Origin of the sequence: Actinomadura vinacea (genome assembly GCF_039532545.1) — a bacterium.
Lineage (GTDB): Bacteria > Actinomycetota > Actinomycetes > Streptosporangiales > Streptosporangiaceae > Spirillospora > Spirillospora vinacea.
On sequence record NZ_BAAARW010000050.1, the window covers coordinates 75,090 to 87,394 of the forward strand.

At 73.6% G+C, this 12,305-nt stretch carries 13 protein-coding genes; 6 read left to right on the forward strand and 7 right to left on the reverse strand.

The window, feature by feature from the left end; all coding sequences use genetic code 11:
- The first annotated feature begins 28 nt into the window (after positions 1 to 28).
- A complete protein-coding gene (locus ABD340_RS46980; protein WP_344598617.1) occupies positions 29 to 814 on the forward strand; it encodes a DeoR/GlpR family DNA-binding transcription regulator in 786 nt (261 codons plus the stop codon).
- Between the two features lie 73 nt (positions 815 to 887).
- A complete protein-coding gene (locus ABD340_RS46985) occupies positions 888 to 2,306 on the forward strand; it encodes an FG-GAP repeat protein (RefSeq protein ID WP_344598618.1) in 1,419 nt (472 codons plus the stop codon).
- A 2-nt stretch (positions 2,307 to 2,308) separates the two neighbouring features.
- Here ABD340_RS46985 and ABD340_RS46990 read toward each other — a convergent pair whose 3' ends face one another.
- The 4 genes from ABD340_RS46990 to ABD340_RS47005 all read right to left on the reverse strand — a co-directional run bounded on the left by ABD340_RS46990 (position 2,309) and on the right by ABD340_RS47005 (position 6,366).
- The gene (locus tag ABD340_RS46990) at positions 2,309 to 3,835 is read right to left on the reverse strand and encodes an alkaline phosphatase D family protein (RefSeq protein ID WP_344598619.1); all 1,527 of its coding nucleotides are present in this window, start codon (positions 3,833 to 3,835) and stop codon (positions 2,309 to 2,311) included.
- A 104-nt stretch (positions 3,836 to 3,939) separates the two neighbouring features.
- Complete coding sequence (locus tag ABD340_RS46995; protein ID WP_344598621.1) at positions 3,940 to 4,983, reverse strand: tetratricopeptide repeat protein; 1,044 nt, start codon at positions 4,981 to 4,983, stop codon at positions 3,940 to 3,942.
- Positions 4,980 to 6,212 (reverse strand): MFS transporter, encoded by a 1,233-nt coding sequence (locus ABD340_RS47000; protein ID WP_344598623.1) that lies wholly within the window; start codon positions 6,210 to 6,212, stop codon positions 4,980 to 4,982. Before ABD340_RS47000 ends, ABD340_RS46995 begins: the two co-directional genes overlap by 4 nt.
- Before the next feature lies 1 nt (position 6,213).
- Complete coding sequence (locus tag ABD340_RS47005) at positions 6,214 to 6,366, reverse strand: hypothetical protein (RefSeq protein WP_344598624.1); 153 nt, start codon at positions 6,364 to 6,366, stop codon at positions 6,214 to 6,216.
- A 260-nt stretch (positions 6,367 to 6,626) separates the two neighbouring features.
- Between ABD340_RS47005 and ABD340_RS47010 the strand changes: the two genes are divergently transcribed.
- Positions 6,627 to 7,778 carry a glycerophosphodiester phosphodiesterase gene (locus tag ABD340_RS47010; RefSeq protein WP_344598625.1) on the forward strand — a complete coding sequence of 384 codons (1,152 nt, stop codon included), beginning with the start codon at positions 6,627 to 6,629 and terminating at the stop codon, positions 7,776 to 7,778.
- 125 nt (positions 7,779 to 7,903) lie between these two features.
- Here the strand turns inward: ABD340_RS47010 and ABD340_RS47015 are convergent, their stop codons facing one another.
- A complete protein-coding gene (locus ABD340_RS47015) occupies positions 7,904 to 8,956 on the reverse strand; it encodes a DUF2293 domain-containing protein (protein WP_344598627.1) in 1,053 nt (350 codons plus the stop codon).
- Between the two features lie 63 nt (positions 8,957 to 9,019).
- Between ABD340_RS47015 and ABD340_RS47020 the strand changes: the two genes are divergently transcribed.
- The 3 genes from ABD340_RS47020 to ABD340_RS47030 all read left to right on the forward strand — a co-directional run bounded on the left by ABD340_RS47020 (position 9,020) and on the right by ABD340_RS47030 (position 11,262).
- Entirely contained in the window at positions 9,020 to 9,253 is a 234-nt protein-coding gene (locus tag ABD340_RS47020) for a hypothetical protein (RefSeq protein ID WP_344598629.1), read from the forward strand.
- A 72-nt stretch (positions 9,254 to 9,325) separates the two neighbouring features.
- A complete protein-coding gene (locus tag ABD340_RS47025) occupies positions 9,326 to 10,336 on the forward strand; it encodes a LacI family DNA-binding transcriptional regulator (protein ID WP_344598630.1) in 1,011 nt (336 codons plus the stop codon).
- Entirely contained in the window at positions 10,333 to 11,262 is a 930-nt protein-coding gene (locus ABD340_RS47030; protein WP_344598631.1) for a ribokinase, read from the forward strand. Before ABD340_RS47025 ends, ABD340_RS47030 begins: the two co-directional genes overlap by 4 nt.
- On the opposite strand, the gene ABD340_RS47035 is transcribed toward ABD340_RS47030, so the two are convergent.
- A complete protein-coding gene (locus ABD340_RS47035) occupies positions 11,229 to 11,756 on the reverse strand; it encodes a DedA family protein (protein WP_344598632.1) in 528 nt (175 codons plus the stop codon). The genes ABD340_RS47030 and ABD340_RS47035 overlap by 34 nt on opposite strands.
- Positions 11,757 to 11,823: 67 nt before the next feature.
- Positions 11,824 to 12,258 carry a PH domain-containing protein gene (locus tag ABD340_RS47040; RefSeq protein ID WP_344598633.1) on the reverse strand — a complete coding sequence of 145 codons (435 nt, stop codon included), beginning with the start codon at positions 12,256 to 12,258 and terminating at the stop codon, positions 11,824 to 11,826.
- Positions 12,259 to 12,305: the final 47 nt, after the last annotated feature.

Genomic DNA, 12,305 nt, shown 5'->3' on the forward strand with positions numbered 1-12,305 from the left:
CACCGGCCGGGGCGTGGAGAATGGGGGAATGGCAAAGGACGGCGTGCGGCGCGGGCCGGCCTCGCGGCAGGAGGCGATCGCGGAGCAGGTGCTCTCGGCCGGGTCGGCCACCGCGGCCGACCTCGCGGAGCGGTTCGAGGTCAGCCTGATGACGATCCACCGCGACCTGGACGAGCTGGAACGGCAGGGCGTCGTCCGCAAGTTCCGGGGCGGCGTCACGGCGCAGCCGTCCGGGGTGTTCGAGAGCAACGTGACCTTCCGCCGCAAGTCGATGCTGGCGGAGAAGGAGGCGGTGGCACGGCGGGCGCTGGAGCTGATCGAGCCGGGCATGGCGGTGATGCTGGACGACTCCACCACCGTGCTGGCGCTGGCCCGGCTGCTGCCCAGGATCACCCCGCTGACCGTCGTCACCAACTTCCTGGAGGGCCTCAACCTGCTCTCGGACGCGCCGGGGATCCGGCTGATGGGGCTGGGCGGCGACTACGACCCGCTGCACGAGTCGTTCCTCGGGGTGTCGTGCGTGGAGGCGGTCGAGTCGCTGAGCGTCGACCTGTGCTTCGTGTCCACCTCGGCGGTCTCCGGCGGCTACGCCCACCACCAGGAGCAGCACATCGTGTGGGTGAAACGGGCGATGATCGCCTCAGCGGCCCGCACCGTGCTGATGCTCGACCACTCCAAGCTCGGCCGGGTCGCGCTGCACCGGCTCGCGCCGCTGTCGGCGTTCGACCGCGTTCTGGTGGACGCGGGCGCGCCCGCGGAGGCGCTGCACGACCTGGACGAGCACAAGGTCGGCTACGAAGTGGTCGCCGCGTAGGGTGAACCCAACCTTCACTCCGCGGCCACCCCGCGGGTGATCAAGCGTTCCATGCGCCGGGGACGGTCCCGGTGTGTGCATCGCCTCCCGCCGGCGCCCGCGCCTCCGGCTGCTCGCCGCGCTCTCGCTGATGGGCGTCTCCGCCGCCTCGGCCCCATTGATCACCGGTCCCGTCCCCGTTCCGCGGGTCCGGGCGCTGCCGGTCGCGGACGCGCGGGCCGCGGGTCCCTGCCGGGCCGCCGATCTGGTCGTCGGGGCGCCCTACGCCACCGTCGGCGGACGGTCCCGCGCGGGGACCGTCGCCGTCCGCTACGAGGACGAGGGCGCGCCCTCCTGGCTCGCGCCCGATCAGCCCGGGGCGGGCGCCGGTTTCGGCGCTGCGCTGGCGGTCGGGGACTTCAACCGCGACCGGTGCGCCGATCTGGCCGTCGGCGTCCCTGACCAGGTGTTCGGCGAGCGGCGCCCCGGAGCGGAGGGGCAGGGCGCGGTGCGGATCTTCCTGGGCTCGCCCGCCGGGCTGCGTCCCGACCGCACGCTGACGGTGCGCGACCTGGACCGCCGGTACGGGACCGACCGGTTCGGCGCCGCCCTCAGCGCGGCCGACCTCGACGACGACCGCGACGACGAGCTGGTCGTCGGCGTGCCGGGCCTGGACGGCGGCGGCGGTGTCGCGGTCTTCGGTCTGGACGGGCGCGGGCTGCGCCCGGGGCCGGTCGTCACGCAGCGCACCGGCTGGGTCGGGCAGTCCCCGGCCGAGACCGACGGCTTCGGCAGCGTGCTGGCGGCCGGCGACCTCGACGGCGACGGCGCGGCGGAGATCGCGGCCGGCGCACCGGGCGACGGGCCCAAGGGCCAGGGCTCGGTGACGGTGCTCGACCCGGTGGCCCGGACCGCCGACTACCTCTCCCAGGACGAACCGGGCATCGGCGGCGAACCCGAGCGGCTCGACCATTTCGGGTCCGCGCTCGCCGTCGGGGACTTCGACGGCGACGGCCGGGACGAGCTGGCGATCGGCGTCCCCGGCGAGGACGACGGCGAGGGCGCCTCCACCGGTTACAGCGAGGGCGCGGTCCAGGTGCTGGACGGCGCCGCGCTCCGGCAGACCGGCGGGACGTGGACCGGGCGCGGGCGGAAGGGGCCCTATGACCGGTTCGGCGCCGGGCTCGCGGCCGGCGACCTGACCGGGGACGGCATCGACGACCTCGCGGTCGGTGCCCCCGGCCGGAGCACGGTGCGGGTGCTGCGCGGCGCGGACGGCGGCGGGCTGACCGGGCGGAAGGCGGTGACGATCGGGTCGCCGCTCGGTCCGGACGGGCAGTTCGGCTGGTCGCTGGCCGTCCACCGCGGCGGGCTGATGGTCGGCGCGCCGGGCGCGGCCGGGTACGGCGGCGCGGTCGCGCGCGTCACCGGGCCGGGCGCCCGCGGCGTGGTGCCCGGTGTGACGGTGGTGCCGCTGCAGGTGCGCGGGCTCCTCGGCTACTCGTTCGGCTGAGGTCAGGCGTTCCCGAGCGAGCGGGCGCCGTCCGGGACGGTGAAGCTCGCCGAGACCGAGCCCGGCGCGCCCTCGCGGGTGATGCGCGGGACGGTGTGGAACTCGGCGCGCAGCTCACCCGGCCCCGCCTTGCCCAGCACGAAGCCCCGCCGCTGGTCGATGTAGGCGATATGCGGATTCTCTGCGCGGACCGCCGAATTGGCCACCGGGTCGTGGTAGCCGTCGCCGTCGCTGGCGACCGAGCTGGCGACCACCTCGATCCCGACCCGCGCCGAGCCGGGGTCGTCGAAGTCGGCCCGCAGCTCGTTGGCGTGCGCGACGTGGACGTCCCCGGTCAGGACGACCGGGTTGCGCGCCCCCGAGGCCAGCAGGGAGTTCGTGAGCCGCTGCCGTTCGGCCGCGTAGCCGTCCCAGCCGTCCATCGCGACCTCCAGGCCGGGGCCGAGCCGGTGGTCGCGCTGGGCGAGGAAGATCTGCTGTGCCAGGACGTTCCAGCGGGCGCGCGAGCCGCGCAGCCCCGCGTCCAGCCACTCGAGCTGGCTGTCGCCGAGCAGGGTGCGGCGCCGTTCCAGCCGGTCGTCGCAGCCGGTGCGCACGCCGTCCTCGCAGGGCTGGTCGGCACGGAACTGCCGGGTGTCCAGCATGTGGAACGCCGCGAGGTCTCCCCAGTACAACCTGCGGGTCAGCCGCATGCGCCCGTTGCGACGAAGCGCGGACCGCCGCAGCGGCATGTTCTCGTAGTACGCGCGGAACCCGGCCTGCTTGCGCGAAGGGAAGCCGGGGGTCTGCTTGCCGGGGTTGTCGCCCGCCCAGTTGTTCTCGACCTCGTGGTCGTCCCAGACCACTGCCCAAGGGGCGGCGGCGTGCGCTGCCTGCAGGTCGGGGTCGGTCTTGTACTGGGCGTGGCGCAGCCGGAAGTCGGCCAGCGTCCGGCAGGTGCCGCCGATGTGCCTGCGCACGATGGGAAGCGCCTGCGGTTTGTCCTCGGCGGAATCCTCGTAGATGTAGTCGCCCAGGTGGACCACCAGGTCGGGGTGTTGCTCGGCCATGCGCCTGTACGCGGTGAAGTACCCGTGCTCGTAGTAGGCGCAGGAGGCGGCGGCGAAGGTCAGCGGCGTCAGCGCACCGGGCGCCGGAGTCGTGCGGGTGCGTCCCACTGGAGAGACGTGCCCGCCGGCCCGGAAACGGTAGAAGTACTCGCGTCCCGGCGGGAGGCCGTTCACCTCCACATGCACGCTGCCCCCGCCGGCCTGCCGCGCAGTGGACCGGCCTGTCCGGACGATCCGTGCGAACCGCTGGTCCTCCGCGACCTGCCATTCCACCTCGATGCCGCTCTCCGACGACGGCAGCCCGCCCAGCCCGTCCTCCGCAAGCGGGCGAGGGGCGAGCCTGGTCCAGAGAACGAACCCGTCGTGGGCCGGATCCCCCGAGGCGACCCCGAGTTCGAAGGGGTCGGCCAGGCGCTGGGACGAGAATCGCCGCGCCGCGGGCACGAACGCGGCCATGGGAGCCAGCCCCGTAACCGTCATGAACGACCTGCGTGAAAAGTCCACACATCAAGTGCAGATCACGTTATTGAGGTCGGTGGAAGGAACAGTCGACCATGAGTGCAACGCGGGGTGAAGGAGATGTTCTATCCCGCCATTTCGGTCCTGGCCCGTGCTGTCCTGAGCCGTTCCGCGTTGTCGCGGCAGGCGTCCAGCGTCGGATGGCAGGAGTCCACGGCGGGCACGAGGATGCCGATGGCGCGCTCCAGCAGTTCCAGGGCCTCGCCGTCGTCGCCGCGCTCGTTGCGGACGAGGGCCAGGTTGTTGAGGCTGACGGCGAGGTCGGGATGGTCCGGGCCGAAATGGTCTTCCTTGCTCGCGATCGCGCGCCGGTAGAGGGACTCGGCCTCCGCCGGATCGCGCCGTTGCGCGATCGCGGCGAGGTTGTGCAGGGTGACGGCGACCTCTGGGTGCCCGGGGCCGTAGCACTGTTCGAACGCGGCCAGGCTTTGGCGGAGGAGGGACTCGGCCTCCTGGGGCCGGTCGAGGGCGTCCAGGATGGGCGCGAGCGCGGCGCGGTCGGCCGCGACGTCCGGATGGCCGGGGCCGAGGGCGCGCTCCCGGATCTCGACCGCGCGGCGCGCGGGCCCTTCGGCCGCGGCGTAGTCGCCGCGGGCGTGCGCCAGGCCGCCCAGATTGTGCTGGACGCCGGCCACGTCGGGATGCTCGGCGCCGAGGGTGCGTTCGAGGATGGCGAGCGCGCGCAGGTAGACGGCCTCGGCGGTGGCGAAGTCTCCGGAGTATTTGCCGGTGACGCCCAGCCCGTTCAGGGCCTCGGCGACCTCCACGCTGTCGGGACCGCGCTCGGTCTCGGCGAGCGCGACGGTCTCGCGGAACAGGGCCGCCGCCTCCTCGTACCGTCCACCTGCGCGGTGGACATCGCCGAGTGCGTTCCGGGCGTGGAGGTGAACGACGGTGTCGCCGCCGGAGGTCCGCAGCGCATGCAGGAGCGTTCGCTCCGCCTCGGCGAGCTCCGCCCGGTCGAGGTGCAGCCGGCCTTGGACGAGCAGCGCCTCCGCGAAGCCGCCGGACCCTGCCGCCCGGGCCTGCGCACGGCGGGCGAGAGCGAGCGCGCCGTCCAGGTCGCCCGCCTCGCGACGGTCGAGGGCCTGGTCGAGAAGGGTCGTCATGCGGGTGCCTCCGAGGGTGTGCGCGAGGGTTCGCGAACCAGCCGTCCCGCCAGCCACGCCGCCACCGCGCACGCGGCCACCAGGACGCTGAAGTAGGACAGGACCTGACCCGCGTCCAGGGCCAGCCCGCCGAGCGTGGGACCGACCAGGAATCCGCAGGTGAAGGCCAAGGTGAAGGCGCCGTTGTAGCGGCCGCGAAGGTGTTCGGGCGCCATGTCGTTGGCCATCGCGGGAAGTGTCGGGGCGAGCAGGGTCTCCCCGACGCCGAGCAGGATCATCGCCAGCACGAACCCGGCCACCGCGAGCGATCCGCCGACCTGTCCGGACAGCCAGGTGACCACCCACGCGGCGGCCCAGGCCAGCGACAGCGCCCGCAGCGCCGTGGTGCGTCCGTGGCGGCTCAGGATCCGCAGCGCGGGCAGCTGGAGCAGCGCCACGGTGAGGGTGTTGGCCGCGAAGGCCAGCGCGAGCGCCCGCGTGCTGATGCCGCCGGTGCCGGTCGCGAACGCGGGGAAGGTCACCGCGTACTGCCCGACCCCCGCGCCGATCAGCACGGCTCCGAGCAGCCACAGGCGGCGGAACGCGCGGTCCCGCAGGACCTGCCCGTACCCGCCGGGACGGCGCTCGGCCGCCGGCGCGCGCCGCTCCCGCACGCGCAGGAGCAGCCCGATGGCGACGAGGAACGTCACCGCGTCGAACAGGTACAGCAGGGTGAACGACGCGGGCCTGGCCACGTCGGCGACCAGGGCCGCCAGCAGCCCTCCGGCGGCGAAGCCGGTGTTGGAGACGCAGTTCTGTACCCCGAACATCGAGTCACGGGCCGCGGCGGGAACCGTCCGGGTGAGCAGAGTGTCCTCCGAAGGCCAGATCATCCCCAGGCCCGCACCGGCCACCGCGCAAGCCGCGAAGGCCTGCCACGCGGATCCGATGCCGACGATCGCGGCGGTGCCCGCGGCCGCCACCACGAGCCCGATGACGAGCGCGTTCCGCGGGCCGTGCCGGTCGGCCAGCCGCCCGGCCAGCGGATTGCCCACCAGGCTGCCGGCCGGCCCCGTCGCCACGGCCAGCCCCGCGAACCGCAGGTCGATCCCGCGGACCGTGTGCAGGTAGACCGCCAGGAACGGGAGGGTCATCCCACTGCCGATCGCCGACAGCCCGTTCGCCGACAGCACCACCCAGGCACCGCGCGGCAGGACCGGCACCAGCCCCCGGAGCGCGCCCGCCGTCACCTCACCGCACCCGGTCCGAGGCCGGCCGCGGCGAGACCAGGGTCTCGCTGTGGTTCTGGCTGATCTTGGCGACGCCCTGGTTGTGGTTCCTGGTCATCGCGCGCAGCCTGGCCACCGCCTGGCTGTGGTTGTAGGAGAGTCCCAACCTCTTCATCGTTCCTCCTTGGACGGTTCTCCGGGATGGAGAACGTGATGGAGGATCCGATGCGAAACCGCAGGTCAATGTTCTCTTTTCACGACAAAGGACCTGTAAATCCCGGTGCCGTCGTACGCGTTCACCCACCCGACGATCAAGGTTGGCCGGGCCGTCATCGGACACCTCCTGGCCCCGGCGCGCTCCGCTCGGTACGTTTCCGGGCGCGCGGTGATCTTCCGGCGAGGGTCGTCCGGCGACGCCGCGGGAGAGGAGCCGACATGTCCGCCGGTGGAACGACGAGGGGGACACGGCGCACGCCCGCGCTGCTGGGGGCCGCCGCCGTCCTGCTGCCCCTGCTGGCGGTCGCGGCCCCGGCCGCCGCCGCACCCGCGACCGCGCCCGCCGAGCCCGCCGGGAAGGCGGCGCCGATCGTGCTGGGGCACCGCGGCGCCTCGGGCTACCGTCCCGAGCACACCCTGGCCTCATACGAGCTGGCCGTCCAGATGGGCGCCGACTACATCGAGCCCGACCTCGTCCCGACCAAGGACGGTCAGCTGGTGGCGCGGCACGAGAACGAGATCGGCGGGACCACGGACGTGGGGAGCCGTCCGGAGTTCGCGAACCGCAAGAAGACCAAGTCCGTCGACGGCAAGAACGTCACCGGCTGGTTCACCGAGGACTTCACCCTCGCCGAGCTGAAGACGCTGCGCGCGGTCGAGCGCCTTCCCGACGTCCGCCGGCACAACACCCTCTACAACGGGCGCTACCAGGTCCCGACGCTGCAGGAGGTCATCGACCTCGCCAAGCGGCTCGGCGGCGAGCGCCGCCGGCGCGTCGGGGTCTTCCCCGAGACCAAGCACCCCACCTACTTCCGCTCGATCGGGCTGCCGCTGGAGAACACCCTGATCGCCACCCTCAAGCGGAACGGGCTGGACCACCGCGACGGCCGCGCCATCGTCCAGTCGTTCGAGCCGACCAGCCTGCGCACGCTCGACAAGGCGCTGAGCGTCCCCGTCCTCCAGGCGATCTCCACCTCCGGCGCACCGTACGACACCGTCGCCGCCGGCAAGGGCCCGACCTTCGACGACATGGTCACCCCGGCCGGGCTCAAGGAGATCAGCACCTACGCCGACTGGATCGGCCCCGAGAAGACCCGGGTGATCCCCAACAAGGCGGACGGGACGATCGGCACCCCGACCTCATTGGTGAAGGACGCGCACGCCGCCGGGCTGAAGGTCTGCCCGTACACCTTCCGCAACGAGAACCAGTTCCTGCCCGCCGACCTGCGCAACGGCACCGCGCCCGGCGCGTACGGCCAGGCGCTCAAGGAGTACGACCTCTTCTACCGGACCGGCATCGACGGCCTGTTCAGCGACAACCCCGACACCGCCATCGTCGCCCGCACGGAGTACCTCGCCGGCAGGAAGTAGACGGTCAGCCTCGATGTCCTTGAGGTCGGCTGGGCCGCCGCGCGGCCCAGCCGACCGCCCCCACGGCGCCGCACCTGCTCACAGAACAGGGGCGGCAGGCCATGCTGTGCGGTTCCAAATCTCCGTCATCCTTGTCGCCAGCGGTCCAGGACGGCGTCCACGCCGGTGCGGATCCGGGCCCGGGCCTCCTGCCTCGGGACGCCCGACATCAGCAGCTCGTCGTAGTCGGTGTCCAGATGCCGGACCGACGCGGCGACGGCGAGGAGCAGGGTGTTCTCGTCCAGTTCCCGGCCCGCCGCCGAACGGCCGACCCGCCCGCTGCCGCGCAGGCCCGCGTGCTCGGCGATCGCCTTCGCCCGTTCCGCCGGGCAACCGGGGAACAGCCGGCGGATCTCGGCCGCCATCCGGGCCTGGAACTCCACGTCCTGGTGCGCGCGGCGCTCCTGGTCGCGGACGCGGCGGCGGGCCCGCGCGTCCTCGTCGGCCAGGCACTGCTCCTCGGCGCGCGCCAGCGCCTCCTCCTCGACGAGGATGCCGCGCCGCTCGTACCGGCGCCTGTTGCGCCGGACGACGATGGCCGACAGCCCGCTCTCCTTCTTGGCACGCCGGCTGAGCGCCGCGTCCCCGGCGGGCAGGAAGACCAGGTGGTCCATGTCGGCGCAGGCGAGGCAGAGCGGCTCGGCGTCCTCCATGACCAGCATGTCGCCGGTGCCGTGGCAGGACGCGCAGGTCCAGTCCTTGAGAGGGAGCACCGCCACCAGGTCGGGTGCCTGGTTCCGCCGCGCGGCGAGGCGTTCGCGGCGCGCGGGTGTGAGGTCGGGGGAGATCCAGTGCGTGCGGTACGCGCGGTCGGCCTCCTCATCCGCACGCATCGTGAAACGCAGCGTCCGGCGGTCGCGGGTGGCGGCGATGTAGGCGGCCTCCGAGGGCTCCAGGCCCTTCTCCTCGGCCCAGGCGCGCAGCGCCCGGAGCGCGGTGGAGATCTTGTCGTGCCGCACGGTCATGGCCGCTTCGAGCGGGTCGAGCCGCCCCTGGCGCCATTCGTCCACGCGCGGGCCCGGCAGCCAGCCGATCTGCTGGAACACCTCGATGGCCGACACCGAGTGCGAGCGCCTCAGCAGGGTGTCGGCGGCATCGGCCACCCGGCGCGCCAGTCGGGTCTCATGCACCTCGCCCACGGCGGATAACGCTATACCAGGCCATGGTGTAGCGAATCCATCACGCTTCGTAATGTTGATCGGGTGAGGGAAGGGCAGGGGGAGGGGACTCGCTGGTCCGGGCCGGGGAAGGTCCGGGTCTCGGCGGTGCGGCTGGTGGGCGCGCATCGCGTATGGGCCTCTTATATGGGGATTCCGGAGGGGGTGGACGCGGCCTTCCTGGTGACCGACGGCGGGGCCTTCGTCGGGCGCGGCTACTACACCTCGGTGGAGGAGCTGGCCGAGGTGGTCGATCTCTCCGCCCTCACTCCGTACTGACGGGAGTTGCGGGAGGGGCCGGCCTCGTGTAATCGTTTACAAAGACGTGATCGATCACCCGAAAAGGCCTGGATGACCAGCGTGAAGGACGTGGCACGACGGGCCGGCGTGTCCGTCGCCACGGTCTCCCGCGTCCTCAACGACAGCCCCACCGTCACCCCCGCCACCCGCGAGCGGGTGCTGGCGGCGGTCGCCGAGCTGGGCTACCGGCGCAACGCGGTCGCCCGCTCCCTGCGCACCGACGCCACCCGCACCATCGGGCTGGTCATCGGCGACATCCTCAACCCGTTCTTCACCGAACTGGCCCGCGCCGTCGAGGACGAGGCCCGCACGCTCGGCTACTCCATCGTGATCGGCAACGCCGACGAGCGTCCCGACCGGCAGGACCACTACGTCCGCACCCTCCTGGAACAGCGGGTGGACGGCCTCCTGCTGTGCCCCACCGCCGAGATCACGCCGCTGGTGCGCGGCACCGTCCGCGACGGCCTGCCGCTGGTGTTCCTCGACCGCACGCTGCCCGGCCTGCAGGTGCCCACCGTGCGGGCCGACGGCGCCGGGGCCATCGCCGCGCTCGTCCGGCACCTGCGCGACCTCGGGCACGAGCGGATCGCGTCCATCTCCGGGCCGGCGCTGCTGTCCACCGGGCGGGAGCGGACCGAGGCGTTCACCGCCGCGATGCGGGCGTGCGGCCTGCCGGTCCGCGACCGCTACCTGGAGGCCGGGGACTTTCGAGCCGGCAGCGGGCAGGCCGGCGCGGCGCGGCTGCTCGACCTCCCCGAACCCCCGGACGTGATCTTCGTCGGGGACGGCCTGATGGCGCTCGGCGCGCTCGACGAGATCCGGGCCCGGGGGCTGCGGATCCCGCATGACGTGGCGCTGGCCTGCTACGACGACCTGCCCTGGTTCACGCATCTGGATCCGCCGGTCACCGCGATCGCGCAGCCCGTCCAGGAGTTGGGCCGGCGGGCGGTCCGGGCGCTGGCCGAGCGGATCGAGGACCGGCCGGTGGCGTCGGTGGTGCTGACGGCCCGGCTGGTGGTGCGCCGCTCGTGCGGCGAGAAGGAAGGGAGCGGTCCGGCATGATGGCCGAGATCCTGCGGGGGGACTCAGTGTCGCAAGCACATGAAGTGGTCGTGGTCGGATCGGTCAACGCCGACCTGGTGATCGGCGTGCGGCGCCGTCCCGCGCCCGGCGAGACGGTGCTCGGGTCCGACCTGGCGACCTATCCGGGCGGCAAGGGCGCCAACCAGGCCGTCGCCGCCGCCCGGCTCGGCGGCCGGGTCGGCATCCTCGGCCGGGTCGGCGACGACGGCCACGGCGCCCTGCTGCGGGCCGCCCTCGCCGGCGCGGGCGTGGACCTGTCCCATCTGCTGGTCACCGAAGGGCCCAGCGGCGTCGCGCTGATCACGGTCGACCCCGGCGGTGACAACAGCATCATCGTGTCGCCGGGAGCCAACGCCCGGCTCGTCCCCGCCGACGTGGACCGGGCCCGGCCGATGCTCGCCGCCGCCTCGGTCGTCTCCTTCCAGCTCGAGATCCCGATCGAGACGGTGGAGGCCGCCGCCCGCGCCGCGGCGGACGCGGGAGCGCGCGTGGTGCTCAACCTCTCGCCGCCCGCGCCACTGCCCGACGGCCTCCTCGCCCTGTGCGACCCGCTGGTGGTGAACGAGCACGAGGCGGCCTTCCTGCTCGGCCACCGGGGCGGGCCCGCCGACCTCGCCAAGGAACTGCTGGGCCGGGGCCCGCGCTCGGTGCTGATCACGCTGGGCGCGGACGGTGCGCTCGTCGCCGACGCCGCCGGAGTGACCGCCGTCTCCTCGCCCAAGGTGGAGGCCGTGGACACCACCGGTGCGGGGGACGCCTTCACCGCGGCGCTGTGCCTGCGCCTGGCCCGCGGCGACGACCTCGCGGACGCCGCCCGGTACGCCGCCCGGGTGGGCGCCGCCGCCGTGCGTAGGCCGGGCGCCCAGAGCTCCTACCCCGACGCGGACGAGGAGCTTCCCGCCTGATCCCGGTCGGTTTCGACGGGGCCGTCCGATGCGCGGCGACGGCGGCGGACGACGACGAGCCCGGCGATCAGGGCGCCGAGGGCCGCGACCAGCGCCGCGGCGGCCCCCGGCGAGCGGCCGAAGATCTCCAGCCAGCCCCAGACCACCGCGTAGCCGCCGACGACCCACGGCGGCGTCCAGAGCAGCGACCCGAGCGCGGAGGCCGCCAGGTAGCGCGGCAACGGCATCCGCATGGCGCCCGCGCAGATCGGGATGGCGTGGCGCAGCCCCGCGACCCAGTGCGCGCCGAACACCGCGACCGCCCCGCGCCGGGCGACCAGGCGCTCCACCTTGCGCAGCCGCTCCGCGCCGATCCGCCGGCCCGCCCGGGAGGTGTAGATCCGCTCGCCCAGGCCGCGGCCGATCCAGTAGTAGACCTGGCCCCGCACGAAGATGATCAGTACGGCGACCAGGAGGCCCAGCCACAGCGGCATGCCCCAGAAGGTGTCTCGCATGAAGCGGCGCCTCGCTCGATCGGTTCTCCCGGCTAGATGTTAGGTGACCCTAACCCCGGACCGGAAGTCAAAGATCGGCGCGGGTGCGGAGGCGCTCCAGCTCGGCAGCGGCGTCCTCGACCTCCTCGCCGAGGTCGTAGGCGCTGAGCAAGTAGAGGTCGCCGGCGGTCTCGATCTCCAGCAGCCGGGTGTGCAGGAGCAGGCGGCGGCGCTCGTCCACGCGGATCGCGACCACCGCGGGCCACGGCACCCGGCGGCGCGCCGCGTACCCGGCGACCACTGTCACCCCCTCGGCGTCGGCCGCGAGCCGTACCGGGGCGAGCACGTCGCGCAGCGCCAGCGCGGCCAGGCCCACGGTGGCGACCACCGTCAGCAGCAGGAACGGCCGGTCGTCCCGCGACAGCAGCGCGACCAGCGCGAACGCGGCGGTCGCGGCCGCCTTGAGCACCACGTGCCCGTGCGGGACGCGCCAGCGCCGCTCTTCTCCGGCCTCATCGCTCACGATCCCAACGTTAGCGGGAGGCGCCCGGCGGTGCGGTCTCGGTTCCG